Annotated in this window: 20 protein-coding genes and 1 tRNA gene; 12 read left to right on the forward strand and 9 right to left on the reverse strand. The window is 34.1% G+C overall.

Annotation, left to right across the window (positions count from 1 at the left end):
• Nucleotides 1-765, forward strand: a complete 765-nt coding sequence (locus tag HB672_RS03635) for a transporter (protein WP_167607845.1) — start codon at nt 1-3, stop codon at nt 763-765.
• Here the strand turns inward: HB672_RS03635 and HB672_RS03640 are convergent.
• Genes HB672_RS03640 through HB672_RS03655 form a run of 4 tightly spaced genes read right to left on the reverse strand, consistent with a single transcriptional unit; the run spans nt 762 to nt 3,939 of the window.
• Nucleotides 762-896 carry a FeoB-associated Cys-rich membrane protein gene (locus HB672_RS03640; protein ID WP_167607848.1) on the reverse strand — a complete coding sequence of 45 codons (135 nt, stop codon included), beginning with the start codon at nt 894-896 and terminating at the stop codon, nt 762-764. The genes HB672_RS03635 and HB672_RS03640 overlap by 4 nt on opposite strands.
• Complete coding sequence (gene feoB, locus HB672_RS03645) at nt 896-2,995, reverse strand: ferrous iron transport protein B (protein WP_167607851.1); 2,100 nt, start codon at nt 2,993-2,995, stop codon at nt 896-898. The genes HB672_RS03640 and feoB overlap by 1 nt, the downstream gene beginning before the upstream one ends.
• Entirely contained in the window at nt 2,988-3,221 is a 234-nt protein-coding gene (locus tag HB672_RS03650) for a FeoA family protein (RefSeq protein ID WP_167607854.1), read from the reverse strand. Before HB672_RS03650 ends, feoB begins: the two co-directional genes overlap by 8 nt.
• Before the next feature lie 43 nt (nt 3,222-3,264).
• Nucleotides 3,265-3,939: an SCO family protein gene (locus HB672_RS03655; protein ID WP_167607857.1), complete on the reverse strand. Its 675-nt coding sequence runs from the start codon at nt 3,937-3,939 to the stop codon at nt 3,265-3,267.
• Nucleotides 3,940-4,117: 178 nt separating this feature from the next.
• On the opposite strand from HB672_RS03655, the gene rseP reads away from it, so the two are divergent.
• Together rseP and HB672_RS03665 are read left to right on the forward strand one after the other, a co-directional pair.
• Nucleotides 4,118-5,458 (forward strand): RIP metalloprotease RseP, encoded by a 1,341-nt coding sequence (gene rseP / locus HB672_RS03660; RefSeq protein ID WP_167607860.1) that lies wholly within the window; start codon nt 4,118-4,120, stop codon nt 5,456-5,458.
• A gap of 73 nt (nt 5,459-5,531) precedes the next feature.
• Nucleotides 5,532-5,605 (forward strand) — tRNA-Asn (locus tag HB672_RS03665).
• A gap of 200 nt (nt 5,606-5,805) precedes the next feature.
• On the opposite strand, the gene HB672_RS03670 is transcribed toward HB672_RS03665, so the two are convergent.
• Nucleotides 5,806-6,591, reverse strand: coding sequence for a hypothetical protein (locus tag HB672_RS03670; protein WP_167607863.1), 786 nt, complete (start codon nt 6,589-6,591; stop codon nt 5,806-5,808).
• A 165-nt stretch (nt 6,592-6,756) separates the two neighbouring features.
• Between HB672_RS03670 and HB672_RS03675 the strand changes: the two genes are divergently transcribed.
• The 5 genes from HB672_RS03675 to HB672_RS03695 all read left to right on the forward strand — a co-directional run bounded on the left by HB672_RS03675 (nt 6,757) and on the right by HB672_RS03695 (nt 12,798).
• Nucleotides 6,757-8,385 carry a M20/M25/M40 family metallo-hydrolase gene (locus tag HB672_RS03675; RefSeq protein ID WP_167607866.1) on the forward strand — a complete coding sequence of 543 codons (1,629 nt, stop codon included), beginning with the start codon at nt 6,757-6,759 and terminating at the stop codon, nt 8,383-8,385.
• Nucleotides 8,386-8,434: 49 nt separating this feature from the next.
• Entirely contained in the window at nt 8,435-8,845 is a 411-nt protein-coding gene (locus HB672_RS03680; protein ID WP_167607869.1) for a hypothetical protein, read from the forward strand.
• A gap of 42 nt (nt 8,846-8,887) precedes the next feature.
• A complete protein-coding gene (locus HB672_RS03685) occupies nt 8,888-10,495 on the forward strand; it encodes an amidohydrolase (protein WP_167607872.1) in 1,608 nt (535 codons plus the stop codon).
• A 294-nt stretch (nt 10,496-10,789) separates the two neighbouring features.
• Nucleotides 10,790-12,148: a Gfo/Idh/MocA family oxidoreductase gene (locus tag HB672_RS03690; RefSeq protein WP_167607875.1), complete on the forward strand. Its 1,359-nt coding sequence runs from the start codon at nt 10,790-10,792 to the stop codon at nt 12,146-12,148.
• Nucleotides 12,149-12,210: 62 nt separating this feature from the next.
• On the forward strand, nt 12,211-12,798 hold the full coding sequence (locus tag HB672_RS03695) for a hypothetical protein (protein WP_167607879.1): 588 nt from the start codon (nt 12,211-12,213) through the stop codon (nt 12,796-12,798).
• Between the two features lie 97 nt (nt 12,799-12,895).
• Here HB672_RS03695 and HB672_RS03700 read toward each other — a convergent pair whose 3' ends face one another.
• Both HB672_RS03700 and HB672_RS03705 read right to left on the reverse strand, forming a co-directional pair.
• Nucleotides 12,896-16,276 (reverse strand): amidohydrolase family protein, encoded by a 3,381-nt coding sequence (locus HB672_RS03700; RefSeq protein WP_167607883.1) that lies wholly within the window; start codon nt 16,274-16,276, stop codon nt 12,896-12,898.
• Nucleotides 16,277-16,312: 36 nt separating this feature from the next.
• Nucleotides 16,313-18,529 (reverse strand): carbohydrate binding family 9 domain-containing protein, encoded by a 2,217-nt coding sequence (locus tag HB672_RS03705; protein WP_167607886.1) that lies wholly within the window; start codon nt 18,527-18,529, stop codon nt 16,313-16,315.
• A gap of 198 nt (nt 18,530-18,727) precedes the next feature.
• Here HB672_RS03705 and HB672_RS03710 point away from each other — a divergent pair, with 198 nt between their 5' ends.
• Genes HB672_RS03710 through HB672_RS03725 form a run of 4 tightly spaced genes read left to right on the forward strand, consistent with a single transcriptional unit; the run spans nt 18,728 to nt 23,025 of the window.
• Nucleotides 18,728-19,189 carry a (2Fe-2S)-binding protein gene (locus HB672_RS03710; RefSeq protein WP_167607889.1) on the forward strand — a complete coding sequence of 154 codons (462 nt, stop codon included), beginning with the start codon at nt 18,728-18,730 and terminating at the stop codon, nt 19,187-19,189.
• Nucleotides 19,190-19,208: 19 nt separating this feature from the next.
• Complete coding sequence (locus HB672_RS03715) at nt 19,209-21,359, forward strand: molybdopterin cofactor-binding domain-containing protein (protein ID WP_167607892.1); 2,151 nt, start codon at nt 19,209-19,211, stop codon at nt 21,357-21,359.
• A gap of 3 nt (nt 21,360-21,362) precedes the next feature.
• Nucleotides 21,363-22,373, forward strand: a complete 1,011-nt coding sequence (locus HB672_RS03720; protein ID WP_167607895.1) for an XdhC/CoxI family protein — start codon at nt 21,363-21,365, stop codon at nt 22,371-22,373.
• Nucleotides 22,374-22,425: 52 nt separating this feature from the next.
• Nucleotides 22,426-23,025, forward strand: coding sequence for a nucleotidyltransferase family protein (locus HB672_RS03725; RefSeq protein WP_167607898.1), 600 nt, complete (start codon nt 22,426-22,428; stop codon nt 23,023-23,025).
• Here HB672_RS03725 and moaA read toward each other — a convergent pair.
• On the reverse strand, nt 23,022-24,029 hold the full coding sequence (moaA, locus tag HB672_RS03730) for a GTP 3',8-cyclase MoaA (protein WP_167607902.1): 1,008 nt from the start codon (nt 24,027-24,029) through the stop codon (nt 23,022-23,024). The two genes, HB672_RS03725 and moaA, sit on opposite strands and share 4 nt — an antisense overlap.
• On the reverse strand, nt 24,029-24,940 hold the full coding sequence (moaCB, locus tag HB672_RS03735; protein ID WP_167607906.1) for a bifunctional molybdenum cofactor biosynthesis protein MoaC/MoaB: 912 nt from the start codon (nt 24,938-24,940) through the stop codon (nt 24,029-24,031). Before moaCB ends, moaA begins: the two co-directional genes overlap by 1 nt.
• Between the last annotated feature and the right edge of the window lies 1 nt (nt 24,941).

Genomic DNA, 24,941 nt, shown 5'->3' on the forward strand with positions numbered 1-24,941 from the left:
ATGACACTAAAAGAAGGAGTCAGAATACTTGTATTTTCAATATTTACCACTAGTACTTTTGCACAAACAATAATAACCGATAGACCAGACCAAACAGAAAGTTCTTCAACCTTACTAAAAGGGAGTCTTCAAATAGAATCTGGAATTTTGTTGGGTTCAGCCAAAGATGCCTTTTTTTCTGAAAGAGTACTTCAAATACCTTCAGTATTATGGCGTTACGGAATTACTAATGGGATAGAACTTAGATTACTAACGGAGTTTGCAAGTGTTATAAATAAAATGTCAAATATGACCATTAATGGTATTTCTGATTTACAAATTGGGGCTAAAATTCAATTATTTAAAAAGGAAGAATTTAATACAGAAATTGCATTTTTATCGCATGCTATTGTACCATCTGCAAAAGATGAATTGTCTTTGAATAAATTTGGAGTGATTAATAAATTAGCAGTTTCACATGAATTAAGTGATACCATTGGATTGGGCTACAATATTGGGTATGATTATTTTGGCTCAGGAAATGGAAATTTTACATATTCGTTAGCCTTAGGTTTTGGAATCTCTGATAAAATTGGTTTTTATGTAGAACCATATGGAGAGGTTATAGAGTTAGAAAATCACTTGGCCAATTTTAATACAGGATTTACTTATTTACTAAAAGAAAACAGCCAGCTAGATGTTTCGTTTGGGACAGGAATAAACCACACCATGAAATACGTGTCTTTAGGCTATAGTTTAAACATAAGCAAAAACTCTAATAACTAGCAACCACAACCATCACTACCACATGATTTGGAGCTCTTTTTTTTAGATGACCAAACATATTTTCTTATCAAAAATGCAATAGCAATCAATCCAATTATTGTAATAATGATATTTTGAAAGACTTCACTCATTACTTTAAAATTTGAAAAGCTATAAGTGCAACAATATAAGCTATTAAAGACATTCCAAACAATTGAATCATTGGCCACTTCCAACTATTAGTTTCGCGCTTTACAATTGCCAAAGTACTCATACATTGCATTGCGAAGGCATAAAAAAGCAAGAGGGAAATACCAGAAGCCAATGTGAATACTTTTTTACCATTATCATGAACCTCGTTGGCCATTCTATTTTTTATGGTTTTATCGTCATCATCTAAAGCGCTTCCAACGCTATATATAGTTGCCAATGTTCCTACAAAAACTTCACGAGCAGCAAACGATGTTACAAGCCCAATCCCAATTTTCCAATCATAGCCCAATGGACGAATTACTGGCTCAATGGTTTTACCAACAATACCAATAAATGAATGTTCTAATTTATAAGAAGCAACTTTGTTTTCCAGTTGCTCACCTTGCAATTCTGGGTAAGTTTGTTCAACAATAGTTTCAGCATTATTAAATTCTTTCCCAGGCCCATACGATGCTAAAATCCAAAGCACAATAGAGATAGCTAAAATTATTCTACCAGCTTCAAAAACAAATGTTTTTGTTTTTTCTATAACTGTTAATATTACATTTTTAAGCAGAGGGACTTTATAACTTGGCATCTCAATAACGAAAAATGTTTTTCGATTGGTTTTTAGAATTTTATCTAAAATATATGCCGAAAAAACTGCCATTCCAAAGCCTATTAAATAGAGCAACATTAGTGTCAATGCTTGGTAGCTTAGCCCAAGAAATCTCCCTTCAGGTACAACCAAAGCTATAATAATTAAATACACAGGTAGTCGTGCTGAACACGTTGTAAAAGGTGTTACTAGAATAGTAATTAATCGTTCTTTCCAGTTCTCAATATTTCTGGTTGCCATGATTGCTGGAATCGCACAAGCAGTACCAGAAATTAATGGCACTATACTTTTTCCGCTTAACCCAAAACGTCGCATAATCCTGTCCATTAAAAACACTACTCGACTCATGTACCCACTTTCTTCCAATACGGCAATAAACAGGAACAAAAAGGCGATTTGTGGAATAAAAATGACTATGCCACCAATTCCAGCCACAACACCTTCTGCAATTAAATCGGTTAGTTTTCCACCTCCAGGGAAGGTCATTTTTATCCAATCTGCTAAAGATGCAAAGGAGCTATCTATAAAATCCATTGGTACAGTCGCCCAATCGTAAATAGCTTGAAAAATGGTTAATAGAATCACAAAGAAGATGACATAACCCCAAACTTTATGCGTGAGAACTCTATCAAATTGAGCTCTTAATCCTTTAGCTTTAGTTACATCAATTGTCTGGCCTTCTTTTAGAACACTATTAATAAATTGATATCTTTTTATAGTTTCCTTTTGCTGTAAACGCTTTAATTCGCTTTTAGATTTAGTCTTAAATTTTGAAAAATCCAGTTCATTTCTATCGATTTTTCCAAAATTTGCATCTTGACTAATAACTACCCAAAGCTTATATAAATCTTGATTAGGAAATGCTTGCTTAAGGCTATTAAAATATTCTTTATCAATAGTTGAGGTGTCTAGACAAGGCGAGGTTGATAGTGTTTTGTAATTTTCAATAAGGGTTTTTAAGTCTGCAATACCTTCATTTTTGCGAGTACTAACTAACGCTATTTTTGTTTTAAGTTCTTTCTCTAATAATTCAATATTTAATGAAATTCCTTTCCTTGACATCCTATCTGCCATGTTAATGACTAGAATTGCAGGAATTTTTAAATCTTTTATTTGTGTAAAAAGAAGAAGATTACGTTTTAAATTCTCAACATCGCTTACAATAACTGCAACATCAGGATAATCTTTGTCATTTTTATTTAACAGTAATTCAATAACAACATTTTCATCTAATGACGATGCATTCAAGCTGTAAGTTCCAGGAAGATCTAAAATATGTGCTTTTACGCCGCGAGATAATTTGCAAATGCCTTCCTTTTTATCGACTGTAATACCAGGATAGTTTCCAACTTTTTGATTTAATCCAGTAAGGGCATTAAAAACTGATGTTTTTCCTGTATTTGGATTTCCTATTAATGCAACATTTATTTGTTTACTCATTAATAATATCTATTAAAATTAATGCTGCTGTTTCTTTTCTAATGGCTAAATAACTATCATTTATATTGAGATATATAGGATCATGAAATGGTGCAACTTGTAGAAGTTCTACAATATTTCCTGATAAACAACCCATTTCTAGAAGTTTTAGTGGGATATCTTCAGAAGAGCTATCAACGATAATAGCTTTTTCACCTTTTTTTAAGTCGGCAATAGTTAAGGACATCCTTATTTAGATTCATTTTAAAGAAGCAAAAGTAATAAAAAGATTATTCTTTATAGGACGCTTTTAAGATTTTTATATCATCAATTAAACGTTCAACTTCTTTCATGTCTGTACCATCGTAAAATCCTCTTATTTGACGTTCTTTATCAATGAGCATAAAATTTTCGGTATGTATCATATCAAAAGGGCCACCATCGCCATCATCTTTTACTGCTAGATACGATTTTCGAGCAAGCTCATAAATCTGTTTTTTATCGCCTGTAACCAAGTTCCATTTAGATGCGTTAACATCTTTTTCTTTGGCATAACGTTTTAGTTGGGCTACTGTATCAATATCAGGAGTTACAGTATGTGATAGAATCATAACTTCATCATCGGTAATAAACTGTTTTTGTACTTCGTGCATATTTTTTGTCATGATTGGACATATAGTTTGGCACGTAGTAAAAAAGAAATCTGCTACATAAATCTTGTTCTTATAATCGTCTTGTGTGATGATTTTTCCGTTTTGATTAGTCAAGCTAAAATCAGCTATTTTATGATATTTTTTTTGATATTGAATGGTAGTATCAACCAATTCTGAGCTTACCTGAGCAGGTTGATATATTGGAAGCACTTTCTTTGGTTTCAATATCGAATAGAATATTGAAATAATAATTATGGAAAGAATAAGAAGACTTATTCCAAAGAATTTAAACTTTTTAAAAAAATCTAACATTTTGAGCTTCTTTTTGATTATCAATTTGAGATTGAGTGCAAAAATACGGACAAACCCTAAAAAATGCTATTAAATTATACCCAAAAAGATAAAGAAACGTTAATGATAGTCTATTATGTTTTATAATGTAGCTTTAAAGTTTTACTTTTGTGCGTTTATAAATTTTGACGAAGACTAAATGGAGTTTGTTATTAAAATATCTCAATTTTTATTGAGCCTTTCATTACTAATCGTTTTACACGAATTAGGACATTTTATACCAGCAAAATTATTTAAAACTAGAGTAGAAAAATTCTACTTGTTTTTCGATATAAAATATTCACTATTTAAAAAGAAAATAGGCGAAACAGTTTACGGAATTGGATGGTTGCCTCTAGGAGGATATGTAAAAATATCTGGAATGATTGATGAGAGTATGGACAAGGAGCAAATGGCTGAAGAGCCAAAGCCTTGGGAGTTTCGTTCTAAACCAAGTTGGCAACGTTTAATTATTATGCTTGGTGGTGTAACAGTTAACTTTATTTTGGCAGCAATTGTTTATATTTTTATGGCTTATGGTTATGGGGAATCTGATATTGCTGCAAATAGTATTGAAGATGGTTATTTAGTTGAAAACACGTTGCTTAGAGATTTTGGATTACAAACAGGCGATAATGTTAAAGCAATTAATGACAATGAGATTGTAAATTATTCAGATTTAAAAAAATATTTCTTAGAAGCTCAAGTAATTACTGTTGAACGTGATGGTGTTGAAAAGAAAATAACTTTGCCTGAAGACTTTTTGGGAAGATTAAGTTCAAGCAATGAAAGAGGGTTTTTCGAGTTAAGAACACCGTTTATTATTAGTAAGGTTGTAGATACTTTAGCAAATAATGATAAAGACCTACAAAAAGGCGATACATTTGTATCATTGAATGGAAAAGAACTTAAGTATTTTGATCAGTTGGAAGATAGGTTAACCGATTTAAATGGTAAGACAGTAGAAGCTGAACTTTTAAGAGATGGAAATACAATTACCCGAACTTTAAATGTAGATGAAAATGGAAGATTAGGAATTATTTCTGGAGGAACATATAGTGACATTGAAAAGTTAGGCTATTACGATTTTATTAGAAAAGAGTATAATTTTGGAGAAAGCATAGGAGTTGGGTTAACTAGATTTAAAGATCAAATTAGTTCATATTGGATGCAGTTAAAACTAATTTTCACTCCAAGCACAGGAGCATACAAAGGTGTAGGAGGTTTTAAAGCTATTTTTGATATATTCCCAGATAATTGGAGTTGGGAATCTTTTTGGAATATCACAGCATTTTTATCAATCATGTTAGGCGTGTTAAACTTACTTCCAATTCCAGCACTAGATGGAGGTCATGTTATGTTTTTGCTATACGAAATGGTGTCAGGAAGAAAGCCTAGCGATAAGTTTATGGAGTATGCCCAAATGATAGGATTCTTTATATTAATAGCTTTGGTACTTTTTGCCAATGGGAACGATATTTTCAAGGCTTTTACTAATTAAAGTTTTTTGAATATTATATTTGTAGTATATAAAAAATAATATATATTTGCGCTCGCAAAAGCGGAAAAAACACTCCTCTTTAGCTCAGTTGGTTAGAGCATCTGACTGTTAATCAGAGGGTCCTTGGTTCGAGTCCAAGAAGGGGAGCAAGAAAAATCCAGACATTTAATGTCTGGATTTTTTGTTTAACTACGAATCAATCTTTTACTCTTAAAATCAATCTCATAGATCGTTTTAATCTTAAAGTTCTTATCAGTTATAATAACTCTTGGACCTAAATGGGTTTTATTATAACCAGCTTCCATAATATAATATTTTCCGTTTTTGTAAAACACACCTGTAGGGTTTCAGAATAGTTTTGAAGTATAGACAACCTCAGGAGTCCCATCGTTATTAATTTTAGTAATAGTTCTATTAGCATTTTCGGTAATTAAAGGCCTTTGGTCATGCGAAAAAGCGATATCATAAAACAGTTGATGATTCTTTTCTTCAAATATTGGATTTTTAGGGTTTTGTGGCATTAAATTATTACTAATCTCAACCAATCCTTCCGTTTTGTTCCACTTAAAAAGTGTTCCGTTATTATGTCTGGAATCAGTAATCCATAAATTACCCTCAACATCAGTTGTTAAAGCACTAACCCTATCAAATTCCCTATCAAGCAAAGGTTTTGTTTTACCATCTAACGGTTTAATATGAAGTTGTTTATTCATAGAGAAATAGATGTTTTTATAATCATTGGAAAGCGCAAAATTTTGTCCATGAAATTCATCCCAATCATCTGTAAAAAGTAATGTGTCCAATGTCTTTGTGTTGGTTTCATATTTAAACAAATAGTTGTGACCTTCTCCTTCAATTTCTCCTGTTCTCCAAATAGCAATGCCTGCAAAAATTTCATTTTTGTTATTAATATAAATTTGATGTGCATGAAATTTTTCAAAAACAGCCTCGAGTTCTTCAGTGTTTGGATCTAATCGCCAAAGTGTACCATCTCCATTATGCATTACATCAGCAAAATAAATACAGCCATTGTCATCAACAACAATTCCCCAAGATGGATGTGCAAGTAATTTAGTTGAACAGGTTAAAAGAAAAACAAAGAGAGTTAAAAAGAGAGATTTTCTTGTATTCATAGCTAAAGCTTTCAAGTAAAATACAAATAATGTAAAAGTTAAGTGTTTCTTTAACAATACTTTATAATTGAAGCAATGTATATGTAATTGATTAACAAATGTTCTCTAATTTCTTTTATCTTTAAAGAGTATTTATTTAAATGGCTCTACTTTAATTTTTTTATTATGAAGAAATGCAAAATAATTTTATGTGGTTTTTTAGTAATTGTTATGTTGTTTGGCTGTTCAAATAATGCAGCTAACAAAGAAAATGGCTTAGAATCTATTACAGTAAAAGATTTAAAACATCATTTAGAATTTTTATCGGCTGATGAATTTTTAGGAAGAGATACACCATCTAACGAATTAAAAATAGCATCACAATATTTAGCGAAAATGGCAAAGAATTATGGATTAAAACCTTTAATGCCTAACAACTCATATTTTCAATTAATGCCGCTAAAAACCACAAGAATTTCAGCAAGCGAAACCTCTATAACATTAATCACAAAATCTGGCAATAAGGTATATAAATATCTTGAAGATTTTGGAATTGGGGATAGTGATGTTTCTTCAGGAATCATTAAAGGAGATCTCCTTTTTCTTGGGCTAGGACATCAAACACTAGATAATACATGGGATGATTTAAAAGACAAAAACATTACAGGAAAAGTAGTGGTAATTTTAGATGCCGATTTACCACGAACACATGCTTTAAGAAGCGATGGCACAGGAATGTTATTGAGGGCTAGAGCAAAAAAACTTACCGAATTAGGTGCAGAAGCAGTAATAAAAATAATTGATAATAAAAGAGAGAAGCAATTTCAAGAAGAAGAATATCAATTCATTACCAATAAAAAAAGTAGTGTATTAAACAAAGCAAAAATTGATAGTATAGAAGCAAAACTTAGCTACAACAGTATTGAAGTTAGGCATCAAATGGCATCAGATATTCTTGGGATCTCTACACAAGAAATAAATAATATGTTTGTAGAGCTTAAAAAGGGCAATCAAATAGATGGACATGATATTTTAAACAAAACAATTCATATTAAGGTTCAAGTTGATAAAGGAGAGGACAATTCAAGAAATGTGTTAGCCTATATAGAAGGTAGTAATCCAAAACTGAAAGATGAATTTGTAATTTTAGGTGCGCATTACGATCATATTGGAATCTCCGAAAATGGTGTTTTCAATGGGGCAAACGATAATGGTTCAGGAACAGTTGGTTTGTTAGAAACTGCACAAGCTATGTCAGCTCAAAATCCTGAAAGATCAGTTCTTTTTGTTTGGTTTACTGGTGAAGAAAAAGGACTATGGGGTTCAAAATATTTTGTTGCTAATTCTCCGATACCATTAGAAAAAATAAGTGCTGTTATAAATCTAGATGTCATTAGCGGCACGGACATGGACAAAGTAACCGTAACAGGCGGTGAAGTACTAAGTTCTACTTTGGAGAATTTAATTTCCGAAGCGAGCAAGAATAAATTAAAACTTGATTACATGAAAGAAACTCCTAGTACATACCAATTCTTCTTTACAAGAAGTGATCATTTTCCATTTTTAATGAATGGAATCCCTTCAGTTTGGCTTGGTGCACATAGTGATGATGATAATCATGTACATCACGTTAATGATACAGCGGAAGCTGTTAATTTTGAAAAAATGGAAAAAATAACAAAACTCTCATACCTGTTAGGATTAGAGATTGCCAATTATCCAACAATGATGTCACTGGACGTAAACCCTTCAATAACGAAAAGAGGAGCTCATAATACAGATTTTGATTGGCAAAAAGAGATTAAAAAAAATTAATTTAACTTACCAAATCAAATTATGCTAACCTGCTTCAAATATTACAAAAATGAAGCAAACACTATTACTTTTAATTTTCTGTATTGGGTTTATAAATCTTACAGAAGGACAAGAAATGCTAACAACAAACCAAACACCTCAGGAACAACACGATTTTCACATTAGCAAGAAAAAAGAAAATAACTTGGCAGGATGGATAACTTTGGGTAGCGGAACAGCCATGATAATTGGAGGTTTAGGATGGAATCTTAGCGGTGGAATTGTTGATGGGGATTCCACAAATAATAACAAAGGCCTTTGGTTATCTTACTTAGGAGGAGCTACTATTTTTGCAAGCATTCCACTATTTATTGCTGCTGGGAAGCATAAAAGAAAAGCAAAAATACAACTGCAACAGGGTGTTGTAGGGCTTTATAATAATGTAAATTATTCAGGATTATCGATTTCATTTTCATTCTGATGTCATCGAAATTTATAATAAATTAACTTAAAGAACTAACTAATGTCAACCAACCACAAAAAAATCACAGTACTTATTTTGAGTATTATATGTTTAGGGTTTTCTCAAACAGTATTTTCTCAAAAAAAATTATCTAAGAAAAGAATTGAAGCACTTAAAACTGAAGTAGCCCAAATTGTAGAATCAAACCACAAGCAGTCACAAATTATGGTCGATAAAGTTTTTAGCTTTTCCGAATTAGGTTTTCAGGAAATCGAATCGTCTAAATATTTAACAAGCATACTTGAAGATAATGGTTTTGAAATTGAAAAGGCTGTTTCTGGAATTCCAACAGCGTGGTTTGCTACGTGGAGTAATGGAGAAGGACCTGTAATTGCACTTGGAAGCGATGTCGATTGTATTCCAAAAGCATCTCAATATCCTGGAATAGCCTATCATAAACCAATAGTTGAAGGTGCACCAGGACATGGCGAAGGTCATAATGCTGGAATTCCATTAAATATCACAGCGGTATTGGCAGTAAAACAAATTATGGAGCGCGAAAATATTGGGGGAACACTCATACTTTGGCCAGGAATTGCCGAAGAACTTGTGGCTGCAAAAGCGTGGTACACACGAGATGGTTTATTTGATAATATCGATATGTGCATTTTTACTCATGTAAGTAGCAATTTATCAGTATCCTATGGTGCCGCGAGAGGTACAGGATTAATTTCGGTTGAGTATACCTTTGAAGGAGAAGCTGCACATTCTGCTGGATCGCCATGGCGTGGAAGAAGTGCTTTAGACGCTGCAGAACTTATGAATGTTGGATGGAACTACAAACGCGAACATTTGCATCCATTAAAAAGATCACATTCAATATTTACAGATGCTGGTGATCAACCAAATGTTGTGCCATCAAAAGCTTCAATTTGGTATTATTTTAGAGATGTAACCTATGAAGGTATCATGGAAATGTACAATGAAGCCAACGATATAGCAAAAGGTGCTGCTTTAATGACAAAAACCAAAATGAGTTCAAAAATTTTGGGTACTGCATGGCCTAGACATTTTAATAAAACTATTGCCGAGACCATGTATGAAAATATAAAAACTGTAGGCTTACCAGAATGGTCTAAAGAAGACCAGACACTTGCAATAGCTGTGCAAACTGAAGTTAATTCTAATAGAAAAGAAGGATTAAGTAAAGAACTGAGTAAATTAGGACTTCCAATTAAAACCCCAGTTAGTGGAGGTTCGGATGATATTGGAGATGTTTCTTGGAAGGTGCCTACGGTAACAATGCGATTTCCATCTAATATTCCTGGGTTACAAGGTCACCATTGGAGCAACGCCATAGCTATGGCTACACCAATAGCTCATAAAGGTGTAACTGTAGGAGCTAAAGTAGAGGCAATGACAATTATTGACTTTTTAACGAAGCCAGATTTAGTAAAACAAGCCTGGGACTATTTTAATAATGAGCAAAGTAAAAAAACTAAATACCAACCAATGATTTCAGCTGATGACTTGCCACCTATTTATCTTAATGAAGACAAGCAAAACCAATTTAGAAGTCAACTAGAGAAGTTTTATTATGATGAAACTAAGTATAAATCGTATCTAGAACAATTAGGAATTACCTATCCTACTTTAAAGAAAGATTAAATCATAAATGAATAAGAGCTACATATTATATGTGGCTCTTATATAAACTACTTGCAATTTAGTTTTAAGAGTATTTGATCTGTTAATGTTTCTTTTTAGAGGCCTGCCTTTAAAGACTTAATTTATGTTTCATTCACTATATCGAACTCTTCGCTCTATACTTATTAGACACGGATGTTTTTAAAAAGTCACTTTTTTCGAGATTGTAGATTTTTAAGTATAGGTGTATAAACTAATTTTTATATTTGTTAATCAAGTGACTTTATTTATATAACCAACAAATAGCATCAAATTATGAGCTCAAGAAGACATTTTATTAAGCAATCTGCAATTGCAGGCGCAGGATTATCAATGATTCCGAATACCACATTTGGTATGGTAACCAATACACAAAAAGACATATTAAAAGTTGGACTTATTGGTGTTGGGCTTCGTGGAACCAATCATTTAAACAATGTGTTGAACAGAGATGATGTGAATGTCACTGCTATTTGCGATATAGACCCAAATAGAATAACTATTGCTTTAGATAGAATTTCTAAAGCTGGAAAAAAGAAGCCTAAGGTTTTTAGTAAAGACGAATACGATTACCGAAATCTATTAGAACTTCAAGAGGTTGATGCAGTCATTATTTCTACACCTTGGTTATGGCATACACGAATGGCAAAAGATGCAATGTTGGCTGGAAAATATACAGGTTTAGAAGTATCGGCAGCAAATACTATGGAAGAATGTTGGGACTTGGTAAACACGCATGAACAAACAGGAACACACATGATGATTCTTGAAAACGTGAATTATCGTCGAGATATTTTAGCAGTCCTTAACATGGTTAAGCAAGATATATTTGGAGAGTTAGTCCATTTTAGATGTGGTTATCAGCACGATTTACGTTTTGTAAAATTAAATGATGGAAAATCAGCTTATGGAAAAGGTGTAGAGTTTGGGGATAAAGGTATTTCGGAATCTGTTTGGAGAACGCAACATTCACTACTTAGAAATGCCGATGTATATCCAACACATGGCGTTGGACCAATAGCAACGATGTGTGATATTAATCGAGGCAATCGTTTTTCATCAATTACCTCTAATGCAACCAAAGCAATTGGTTTACATAATTACATTGTAAAACATGGAGGCAAAGAGCATCCAAATGCTAAGCTAAAATTTAAACAAGGCGATGTCATTACAAGTACTATAGAAACTACTAATGGCGAAACCATTATTGTTACCCACGATTGTAATTTACCAAGACCTTACTCTTTAGGTTTTAGAGTACAAGGAGCCAATGGATTATGGGAGAAAGATGGTGATAGAATATACATTGAAGGACAATCTGAACCACACCGATGGGATGCTTCTAAAGAATGGTTAGAAAAGTTTGACCACCCGTTATGGAAGAAATATGGCGAACACGCTACAGGAGCAGGACATGGAGGGATGGACTTTTTCGTTATTCATGCTTTTATAGAATCTGCAAAGCGAAACATAGCACCTCCTTTAGATGCTTATGATGCAGCAGCTTGGAGTGCTATTACACCACTTTCTGAGTTATCTATTGAAAACAATGGTGAACCACAAGATTTTCCAGATTTTACAAGAGGCATGTGGGTAAAAAGAAAGCCTTATAATTGGATGAAAGATTCTTATTAATAAAAATCTCTTTGAATACTAAATACAAGTTGTGCGCAAGCTGAAAAACAAGATGAGAATTGATGGAATCACTTAAACTGATATTAAAGTTAATTTTGACACCATTTTTATCAGTTTCGATTCTATTTTTAACTGAATCAAGTTTATTCTTGTATCCATTGGTTTTCAGCATAGTATTGTCCTTATCGAATTATGACTTATTCCGATTTGATTTACCTTTTGGAATCATTTTAGGAATTGTCTATTCGTATATAGCTTTTTTTGTTGGGTATTTTGGTTACGGAGTTTTTTATAAAATAATTGAATTAATTGGAATTTCGAATGATATTACAATCGGAGAATGGTTTTATACCGATTTAGCTTTTTGCATAGCTGTTTTTATTATCGCACCTTACTTAACTATGTATCTTCAAAAATTGCTTTTTAAAAACACTAAAACAAAATTGACTTATTGGATTATATCAATTACAACATTAGCTTTTGTTATGATTAGTTTTATACATAGCGAACAGCATGTGAAGAATTTTTTCAACATAATAAACTTTTGGCAATTGATTATTATGTTTGGATTACAACTTGTGATAAATCAAAAAGTAATATCTAAAAAAATAAAAAGTGAAAATAAAAAGCCAACTCACAACAACATATAACCACAGTTAAAGTGGATCCCACTACCCTTCGACAAGCTTAGGACAGGCTGAACCCACTCATAATTACTAAAATCAGTATTAAACCGAATTTATATGTTTAATTTTTCACTCCAGGTAAACCATTTGGCTTTTTAGTTTGCCAATGAAATACGTCTGCTTTCTTTGCTTTTGGAGCAACCTCGTCTAGTGTGTTGGCATCATACACAACACCATTTTTAATAACATGGGTTAGAGTATTCGTATTACGTAAATTTTCTAATGGATTCTTATCCAAAATCAAAATATCTGCAATTTTCCCTGCTTCTAAACTTCCTAAATCAGTATCCAACCCAATAGCCTCTGCTCCAAGTATGGTTGCAGTTCTTAAAGCATCGTAATTTTTCATACCTCCACTAGCAACAGACCATAATTCCCAATGAAAACCAAGTCCTTGTAATTGTCCGTGACTTCCAACACCACCAATTCCATCTGCTTCCACTAAATCTTTCATAAATTCAGCATGCTTCTTGAATACATGCTCCTCGTCCATAAACCACCCTGGACGTCGCCTAGATTTTCCAGCTAGCTCTTCGTAAGGTGTAAAATACTGTAATTTTTTATCGTGATAAGGATTCTCTCTTGAGTAAAAATAGTTTTCTGCCCAAGGACCTCCATAAGACACCAATAAAGTTGGTGTCACAGCCATTTTTGACTCTGCAGTTGTTTGTATAACATCTTTGTATAATGGGTAAATTGGAAAAGAATGCTCATGTCCTGGATAGCCATCCATGAGGTTTTTCATGTTGTGTTTAAAATCTAATCCGCCTTCGGTCGTTGGCATAAGTTTTAGCTCTTTTGCTGCCATAATTACCCATTGGCGTTGTTGTCTGTTTCCAACCAAATACATTTTGATGCTCTTTGTATTATAATACTCACTATATTGTTTAAGCACTTCTTTCGCATGATCTAAGCTTTCAATTTTATAGCCCCAAAAACCAACTCCTGGCCCTGTGCTATATACTCTTGGCCCAGGCATTGTGCCAGCATCAACCATATCAGAATAGGTTAGTACATCTGTAGTCGCCGTTTGAGGGTCTCTTGTAGTGGTAACACCATAAGCTAAGTTTGCAGCGTAAACCCAAGCTTGACTTTTATGAATTCCCCAATTTGGCCACATATGTGCATGCGTATCAACAAATCCAGGAGTTAAGGTTTTTCCTGAAACATCAATGGTTTTAGTCCCTCTTGGAACCTCAAAACTTCCAGAAGTTCCAACTTTTTTAATACGGTTGTTTTCTATAAGCACATCACCGTTTTCAATCACTTCTTGTCCTTTCATGGTAACAATACGACCACCTTTTAAAAGAATAGTTCCTTCAGGGATGTGTTTTTTAAAGCCCACTTTAATCTTATATTCTTTGGCTTTAAATTTTGGAGTTTCCTTTTTCTTTTCTTCTTTTTTCTTAGTGCTATCAGCTTTTGTTTCTACCTTCTTTTCATTCTTTTTAGCAAGGGCTAAACTATCTGCAAAGGCTTTCCCTTCAGTTAGATTATACACAAAATGACTTGACCCTAAAGACCAATGCACTTTATTACCTTTTGAACCCCAAGCAGGAAACTCTCCACCCATAACCGTTAGTTTATTTGCTGGAAATGCAGCGCCTTCAGCTTTTGCTAATGATATTTGAGGTGTTTGACCAATTTTAGGAATGATTACTGTATAAATATCATTATTGATTTTCGCTAAGGCATGCGTTCCGTTTGGAGAGATTCTAATTTCTGTTGGACGAGACGCTCTTTGGTTTTCCATCCAGCCATCTTCGGCAGTTGGAAGCACACTATGTTCTCCTCCAAACACATCTGAAGAACCATAGGTCGTGATACCAGTTAATTTTAAATGACTTTTCTCGTCACTGCCATCCCAACGAATGGATATAAGTCCTTTAGAACCATGATTTAAATAAATTCGGTCGTTTATTTTTGTAAAATGCGGAAGCCCTCTTCCTTTTGATCTGTCAATAACCGTGATGTTTCCCCCACTGCTAGATACCCAAGCAATTTCTTCGGTTGCTCTGCCAGATGAAGGTGTAATAGCATCGTCGTAGGTTTGTGCACTACCTTTCATAAAGGCAATTCTATTCGAATTATAGGACCAAGAGGGATTACTGAATATTCCAGCTTCGTTAGTAAGCTGAACTATATTAGTTCTTCCAGATACATTAGCTTTATATAAATGTCCTCCACCTTGTTTCCAGGTTGTGAATACCACTTGAGTACCATCAGGTGACCAAGAAGGTTGTGCTTCGGTAAACTCGTTTTTTGTCAGTCGTTTTGGTGTTCCGTTAGGGAAATCCATTACGTACAGTCTGTTTAAAGCTGTGAATGCTAACTTGTTACCATCTGGCGATGGAACAGCATCACGAATTTGAGTTACAAAAGCTTCAGGATTATCACTTATAGGATATTTAAAGAATACCATTGGTCCTAAATCTAGTTCAACATCAACCTCAAAAGGAATTTCTGTTGCCTTATTAGAATTAATTGAAATTGAATAGATTTTTCCACCATACGATGCTATTAAATTTTGATTATCAGGAGTAAACGACATTGCAGGAAGCACACCAAGTGCAGCAATAGATTCTTGCTCGTCTCTTTGTACAGGATAAGCTAACCAACGTTCTTCTCCATTTGATAAATTTCGTAAAACCAACCCTGTTTTATCTTCAAAACGACTACCATAAACTAACCATTTTCCATCGTTAGAAAGGGTAGGTGTAAAAGCTGAACCATATCTGGTTGTGATAATTTCTGTGTCTCCATCCTCTCTATCAAATGTCATAACTTGGTACTGCGGAAGTGAAGCGTTATAATTCCAAGCATTAGTTCTTCTAGAAAAATAGATATGTGTTCCATCATGGCTAAAAGCAGGATCTATGGTTTTTAAGTTCGCTGGCGTTTTAATTAATTGCGCACCAGAACCTCCATCTTTATGATAGAGATAAGGTTTGACGTTTCTTCGTCCTTTTGTACCAACAATATAATCGCCATCTGGACTCCATTCAGCTGAAAAGTGATGTTGATTTTTATCTTTAGTTACTTGCTTTTCCTCTTTAGATTCTAAATCCATTGTCCAGATATTATCCGACCCACTTTTGTCAGAAATGTACACTATCGACTTTCCATCTGGACTATATCTAGGATGTACATCGTAAGGCATTCCACTTGTTATTCGAGTAGCCTTTCCTCCAGTAATAGGAAGGGTGTATAAGTCTCCCATCATATCAAAAATGATGGTTTTTCCATCAGGATGAACGTCTAACGATAGCCAAGTTCCTTGGGTTGTTTTAAAGGACACTTTTCTTTCTGGTTCAAGAGGCAATTCTTTTGTTGCTTTTTTGGTCGAATCAGCTTTCTTGTCATTTGTTTCTTGAGCAGAAAGCATAAATGAAAACAGCATTAGAACAGCGAAAAGGGGTTTAATAATCTTATAATGTTTCATAATAATTAATGTTTTAGTATAGATAATATATTGCTGTTATTTACTTAATAAATCAAATCGGTGTGTGTATTTAACTGTGATACTTTGGTTATTTAGGCCATCTAAATAATCATCATCTTTAATAATATTTACTACTACAAACAATCCAGAATTGGCATTTTGTAACCATCCAAAACGTGCGTTTACTGATGTTATATTAGATACGTTATTATTTTGTATTAAACTTTGAATAAACATTCTAGGTGTAAACGAATATGATAATCGCGCACCAGACACTATAGCAGTAACATCGCCGTTTGGCAGATTTAAATTGTTATGACTTAATGTAAAGGACGAATTGAAATCGCCAAAGCGTACTTTTAAAGTACCACTATGTGTGAATCTTTGTCCTCCAAAATAACCTCCTATAACACTTCGACCACTAAACGAAATGTCTTTGTTGGCATTTGTCATATAAACCAATTGCAGTTCTTGATGCTTGTAACGTCCAGCATCTACAGTGACACCAGATAAGCTAAATGGCTGTAGAACACCTTCCTCTGTAAAATTTATGCCAGTATGGACTTCAAAGCCACTTTTCCATTCCCAATGATTGTCAACATGAAGAAAACTAGTAATAAGATTATTATCAAAATCCTTATAACTTCTATAAGATATATGAGGTCTAATTTCTAGGATATTTCCCCAATTATTAGGCCTGTGCGCTTTAAAAATTAAAAACTCAGGCTTTTTAAAGGCAGAACGTTGCAAAAAACCAACCTCAGGATTAAACCCTTCACCAACTTCGGTATAACCAGCTAAAATATTCCAGCCATCCCAATTATAGTTTGCAGATAGTTTGAAGGCATGGTCGTTTTCGTCGATTCCAATAGTGCTACTTTTTGCAGCAAACCCTGTTATTTCGGCTTTTTGACCTAAGCCCCATTTCCCATCAATAGCATAAACACGATTATAATCATCTTCAGTGTCACCTAAACCTGCACGATTAATAAAAACACCTCCTAAAGAAGAACGACTTTCTCCAAAATCGTGATTCACTCTAGCTACTGTAAAATTATTTTTTTCGATACTTGCATCTTGAACCTCATCAGTAAACATGGTTAAAAAACCAACATTGGTTTGGTTAACTTTTCCCGAAAGTCGTGCGCCACCAATAATTGGAACTAACGAGCCATTATTACCAATCCCAATACGTCTACTAAAAAACAAATCGACTTCTCCTGGACTGCCAACAGAAAATTGACCTGCATTTTCTAGAAAAAACGGACGTTTTTCAGGAAAAAATAGATTAAATCTATCTAGGTTTACTTGCTGTTCATCAACTTCTACTTGCGCAAAATCGGTATTATAAGTAAGGTCTAAAGTAAGACTTGGCGTGATACTATATTTTACATCTAAACCAGCTTCAAAATCTGTACTGGTTTCAGATGGGTCAATAGATTTGTCTTTTACTACTTGCCCAAGAACATAGGGCATTACTTTTAAATTTCCAGGATTTTCTAGATTTAAGCCATTCACTTTTCCTGCTAGAGATAATCGTTTCATATCAAAACCAATTGGCAAAGAAGCCCAAAAAGCTGTTTCGTTAGTTTTACTGATATTACGTTGAAAATTAATTCCCCAAGATTGATTGTCACCGGAGCTGAAGCGTAATGACCTTAAAGGAATAGCGAATTCTGCACTCCAGCCATAGCTGCTTTTTTGAGCTTTTACTTCCCACGAGGCATCCCAGTTAATATTGGTGCCTCCAATAACTCCGCCTTGTTGACGATTTGAATTGAAATTCCCTTGACCTTCATTATCAATTTGTGCATCATATTCCATTCCGTTTGAATTTGTTCCAAACATAAATCCATTTTGTCTATCATTATATGTGTCAATTATAAAAAGAAAACTATCTTCATTGCTTAAATCGGCATCTCTTCTAGAATCTGAAACTACAATTGTATTAGGTGATGAATCATAACAAACAACAGCAACATAGAGCATATTATTTGTATAAGCCATTCTAATTTCAGTTTTTTCGGAAGCAGGTTGTCCGAAATTTGGTTTTATTTGAGTGAGTTGCTTAACAGGATTAATGGTTTGCCATAAAGGCTCGTTAATAACATCACCATCAATAGTTGGTTTTTCTTTTAAAGAGGTAATGGTAAATGACGGTCGATTTTGCTGCTGATTTGTTTGCGCTATGGTCTTTGTAGAAAATGAAAATAGAATAATTATAGTACAAGTAATGGTGTAAATTTGTTTCATGAAATTAGTTGGTTGGTTAGCTAATAATCGTAAAAGCACTACAATATAATTAATTCTGTTTCAAAAAGTAATTTGCATCAAATGAAATCATCTGCTTTTTTAATTCTTTGTTAAAAGGAAATATTGCTTGCTAATTTTTTAGTAACTTTAAACGCCTTTGTCTTCATGAAAGGGTAAACACTAATTAAAATCAAAAATATGCCAACGTTTCAATTAAAAATTAACGGAGCATCTCACTCAGTTGAAGCTGATGCTGATACGCCACTATTATGGGTGTTACGAGATAATCTAAACCTTGTCGGAACCAAATATGGCTGTGGAATTGCACAATGTGGTGCATGTACAGTTCATGTAAATGGGAATGCAATACGAAGTTGTACAACAACAGTAGCGAATGCCCAAGGAATGGAAATTACAACCATTGAAGGCCTCTCTGAAAATGGAGATCATCCAGTTCAAGAAGCTTGGAAAGATATAGATGTGCCACAATGTGGTTATTGTCAGTCAGGTCAAATTATGACTGCTTCTGCGTTCTTAGAAAATAATTCCAGTCCTAGTAGAGAAGAGATTAGAAGTGCTATGCATGGAAATATTTGTAGATGTGCCTCATACAATAGTATTGAGAAAGCGGTTGAGGTTGCAGCAAAAAAAATGAATTAATCCTAAAAGAACAGACATTATGAAAACTTCAAATAAAATTAGTTTTAGTAGACGATCGTTCTTACAAACTTCAGCTCTTGCGAGTGGAGGTATGCTTGTAGGATTTAATTTGTTTACTGCTTGTAAAGAGGATGTAAAACCTCCAGTAGATTTAAGTCTTTTAGACTATAATGATTTTAATGCCTTTATTAAAATATCTGATGAAGGTAAGGTGACTATTTTTGCACCTAACCCAGAAATCGGTCAAGGCGTAAAAACATCAATGCCAATGCTTATTGCCGAAGAGCTTGATGTGGCTTGGGAAGATGTACACGTAGTACAGGGTAAGTTAGATACAAAAAATTATACACGACAAGTAGCAGGAGGGAGCCAATCGTTAAGACAAGGGTGGACTCCACTACGTCAAACAGGAGCAACGGCGAGACAGATGTTGGTGAATGCAGCTGCTGCAAAATGGGGTGTTTCAGCATCGGAATGTAAAACTAATAAAGGCGTTATCACAAATGCTAATGGTGATAAGTTAGGGTATGGTGAAGTTGTTAAAGAAGCGGCATCATTAGAGGTTCCTGAAAATGTAACACTCAAAGATGTTAAAGATTTTTACATTATAGGTCAAGATATTAGCAATGTAGATATAGATGAAATAGTTACAGGAAAACCATTGTTTGGCCTCGACTATAAACAAGAAGGTATGCAATACGCCTCTGTGCTTAGACCTCCAGCTTTTGGACAAAAACTGGAATCGTTTGATGACACTAATTCGAGAGCCGTAAATGGTGTAAATGATGTCATTAAGTTTGGCGATAAAATTGCCGTTTTAGCTAGCTCTACTTGGGCAGCAATGAAAGGGAAGAAAGCTTTAAAAGCCACTTGGACTCAAGATTCCAAAGCAGAAAGCACTGCGTTTCATGACGAAACACTATTAGGCTTGCTTAATGGAGACAAATTTGATACAAGACGTAAAGATGGTGACGTGAAAAAAGCTTTTGCAGAAGCAGATCAAGTTTTAGAACGCACATATGAAACACCATTTGTGCCTCATAACTGTATGGAGCCTATGAACTTTTTCGCAAATGTCACTACTGATAAAATTGAGCTGGTTGGACCAATACAAACACCAGCAGGAACAGCAGGACAAGTAGCTAGAATGCTAGGTAGAGATGCAAGTGAAGTGACATTGGAGATGACCAGAATGGGAGGTGGATTTGGAAGGCGATTGTATGGTGATTTTGCGTTGGAAGCCGCTGAGGTTTCTCACTTAGCAAAGAAACCTGTTAAAGTTATATTCTCTAGAGAAGATGATATGGCTGCTGGGATTTATCGACCAGCTATTAAATACAGAATTGCAGCATCTATTAAAGATGGGAAGCTTACAGGTTATCATTTAAAAGAGGCAGCCATTAATGGAAATATGTATGGTTTAATTCCTAACTTTTTCCCAGCTGGAGCTATTGAAAACTATCAAGTAGATACTGCAAACTATAAAAGTAATATTACTACAGGTGCTTGGAGAGCACCCTATACCAATGTATTAGCAAGTTGCGAGCAGAGTTTCTTTGATGAAATAGCAGAGGCTATGGGAGTTGACCGTATTAAATTACATATGGATTTGTTAGATAAAGTAAAAGGGACTACAGACGAGCGAATTCAATATAGCCCAGAACGACTACAAGGAGTGATTAAAAAAGTAGTAAAAGAGTCTAATTATGGGAAAGAAAAGGACGTATATCAAGGTTTTGCTGTGTATTATTGTCATAACACACATGTAGCTGAAGTAGCCGATATTATTATGGATAATGGTGTTCCTGTAGTTAAGAAAGTTACAGTTGCTGTAGATTGTGGTATTGTGGTAAATCCTTTAGGAGCTAAAAACCAAGTGGTTGGTGGTGTCATAGATGGTATAGGACATTCAATGTATGGCGAAATCACTTTTAATGATGGCGCTCCACAGTCAAATAATTATGATTCGTATCAATTAATTAGAATGCTACAAACACCTCAAGTTGATGTGCATTTTATTGAGAACGATATCGCACCAACAGGATTAGGAGAACCAACGTTACCACCAGTTGGAGGTGCAGTTGCCAATGCTATATACAAAGCAACAGGAAAACGTTTAACAAAAATGCCATATATGAATAATATGGATGTAGAACCTGTTGTTGGATAATTTATGACTCACGAATTTAAGGATATAGTAGAAGCCCATCTTAAAGCAAAAAAAATTGGGTTAAAAACAGTCTTGGCATCTGTCGTGGCACTTGACGGCTCATCTTATAGAAAACCTGGAGTTCGTATGCTCATTCTTGAAAATAACGAAATGATTGGTGCTGTAAGTGGTGGTTGTGTAGAGAAAGACATTTTACGACAATCGCAATCGGTTTTTAAAGATGGGCAATCTAAAATGATGACTTACGATGGTCGTTATCGATTGGGCTGTGAGGGTGTTTTATACATTCTACTAGAAGAATTCAAACCCGATAAGTCGTTTCTTAATGTATTTGAAAATTGCTTAAAAACACGTCAACAATTTGTATTTCATTCACATTATTTAAAAAAAGAAGGGATTGTTCATGGGATTGGCAGTTTTGTTGAAATAGGAGGGAATAACTATCCTCTGTCAAATAAAACGGAAGGTAAAGACAGGCTATTACAGTTTACACAACATATGCCTCCATGTTTTAAGCTCATGATTTTTGGAGCAGAACATGATGCCGTTAAATTATGTCAACTAGCAAGTTTTAATGGTTGGGAAGTTACTGTTGTTTCTGGCCCATTAGAATCTAAAACAATCCAAAATTTTCCGGGAGCTACAGCGTTTTATTCTGTATCTCCAGACGATTTGGAATTAAACTCAATTGACAGTGAAACAGCCATTGTATTAATGTCGCATAATTTTGCGAACGACTTAAAGTATCTTTTAGAACTTAAAGACACGAGACCTGTGTACATTGGGATGTTAGGGCCTTCACATAGAAGGGAAAAACTATTATCACAGTTTTTGGAATATTGTCCAGATGTAGATGAACAATTTTTAGAGCTTATTCATGGGCCAGCAGGATTAAATATTGGCGCTGAAACACCTCAGGAAATAGCTATTTCAATACTTTCGGAAATACTATCTGTAGTTAGATCACAAACACCTATGGCGCTAAAAGAAAAAGTAGGAAGAATTCATAATTAATGTCACTTCGAGTAAAATTACCAAGTAATTTTGTATCGAGAAGTATTCTATTTTGAGCAAACCAAAAAACATAATTACTTTAGTAATGGCTGCCGGAAGTTCTTCCAGAATGGGGGCTCCTAAGCAATTATTACCATGGAAAGAAGTTACACTAATTGAAGGTGTTATAACTAAAGTACTGCACTTAAACACTTTTAAAGCCATAGTTGTTCTTGGAGCTAATGAAGATAAAATCGTTCCTAAAATTACATCATACCCAATAGAAATAATTCACAATTTAGAATGGGAAAAAGGCTTGGGAAATTCTATAGCGTTTGGAATACATCACATTAAAAAAAACTATGATGTAGGTGGTGTATTTGTAACATTAGCAGACCAACCATTAATAGAAGCTACTTATTTAAAAGTAATGATAGACTTATTTGAAACTGATAAGAACCAAATTATAGCAACAAAATATCAAAATGGAAAACTAGGAGTTCCTGCGTTATTTGATAAATCGTATTTACTAGAGCTATCTAGTATTGATGGAGATAAAGGTGCTAAATCAATACTCGAAAAGTATGCAAACTCAGTAATAACAACACAAATTGACACTAATGTCTTTGATGTTGATACTGATGAAGATTATAAAAGACTCAAAAAGCTTTAACCGCCAATAGTAATCATACTTCTGTTTTTACCGTGTAAATCAGGTGCTTCTAGTTTCTCCATAGTATCCATACCACCACGAATTTTAAGTTTTGAGTGTACAGCTTTTTGAATCATTGGAGTAATGTCTTTCCCTTGACGAAGTGGTGTTAATAAATCCGATTCTCCTGCCGAAAACAAGCAATTTTTTAAACGACCGTTAGCAGTTAATCTAATACGATTACAAGAATCACAAAACGGATTGGTTACCGAACTAATAATAGCAAACGACCCTTTGTAGCCTTCAATTTTATAATTTTTAGACGTATCGTTAGGCGCATCTTGTAAACGAATTACTTTGGAAACATCAAAAGATGAATTTACTTTTTCCATGACTTCAGCATACGACACCATTTTCGCTTTATCCCATTTATTACCATCAAAAGGCATAAATTCTATAAAACGAACTGAAATTGGTAGGTCTTTGCTGAGGTTGATAAAATCTATAATTTCATTGTCGTTAAAGTCTTTAATTAATACAGCATTTAGTTTTATATTAAAGCCTTCTTGTATCAGTAAGTGCATATTTTTTATGACCTTTTCAAAGTCGTTTCTACGCGTAATCTCTTTAAACTTTACAGCATCTAAAGAGTCTAAACTCACGTTAAGATTCATAATGTTGCATTCCTTCAGTAAGTCTATATAACGATCTACAATTACAGCATTGGTGGTCATAGAAAGTTCTACAGGGAGAGATGCCAGTTTTTTAAGAATAACATCTACATCACGCCTTACTAATGGCTCCCCACCAGTTAGTCTTATTTTAGTCACACCATGGTCAACAAATGTTTTGGCAATTGAATAGATTTCATCAAAATTCATGATGTGTGACCTTGGTGATAATTGAATCCCTTCAGCTGGCATGCAATAGGTACATCGCAAGTTGCATAATTCGGTTAGTGAAATACGTAAATACGTATGTTCTCTTCCAAATGAATCGGTTAATATGTTGTTTGGGTTTGTCATTAGTCGTGTCTTGCTCCTTTTAAAATTCCGAATACATGAAGCACTGATGGAAATATAGCGTTCATTGATTCTTTTGCACCATTAGTTGAGCCTGGTAATGCCAAAACTAATGTTTTTTCTATTGTTCCTGCCACACTTCTTGATAGCATTGAATATGGCGTTCGGTTTTGGCCATAACTTCTAATGGCTTCTTCAATTCCTGGGACGGTTCTTTCAATAAGTGGCTCTAATGCTTCAGGTGTTACATCACGTTTTGAGAGGCCAGTACCACCTGTAAAAATAACAATATCTATACCCTGCGATACATAGTTTTTTGTTTTCTCTTGAATTACTTCCTTTTCATCCGGAATCACAAGATATTCTGAAATTGCAACATTACTTTCCTCTAGCTTTTTAATAATTGCTTTACCAGCTTTGTCCTCTTTTTGTCCAGCAGAAATAGTATCAGAACATACAATAACTGCGGCGTTTAATTGGTTTCTAAATCGATTTTTAAAACTCGATTTTCCACCTTTTTTCTTTAATAATTTGATATGATGAATTTCCACGCCTTTATCTATAGGCTTAAGCATGTCGTACATATTTAACGCCACAATGCTTGCACCATGCATAGCTTCTACCTCAACACCTGTTTTATAGATGGTTTTAATAGTGCAAGTAATGGTAATTTCCAGTCCGTTGATGTCATAATCAATCGCAGTATATTCAATTGGTAAAGGATGACAATCAGGAAGTAGCTCAGGGGTTTTTTTAACTCCCAACAAACCAGCAGCTTTACTCATAGCAAAAACATTTCCTTTTGGCACTCTATTGTTGTTAATTGAATCAATAGTATCTTCTTTGCTCACTTTAACTATAGCTTGCGCAGTAGCTTCACGGAGTGTATTTGATTTATGTGTGATGTCTACCATG

Source organism: Gaetbulibacter sp. S0825 (assembly GCF_011777505.1).
GTDB lineage: Bacteria > Bacteroidota > Bacteroidia > Flavobacteriales > Flavobacteriaceae > Pontimicrobium.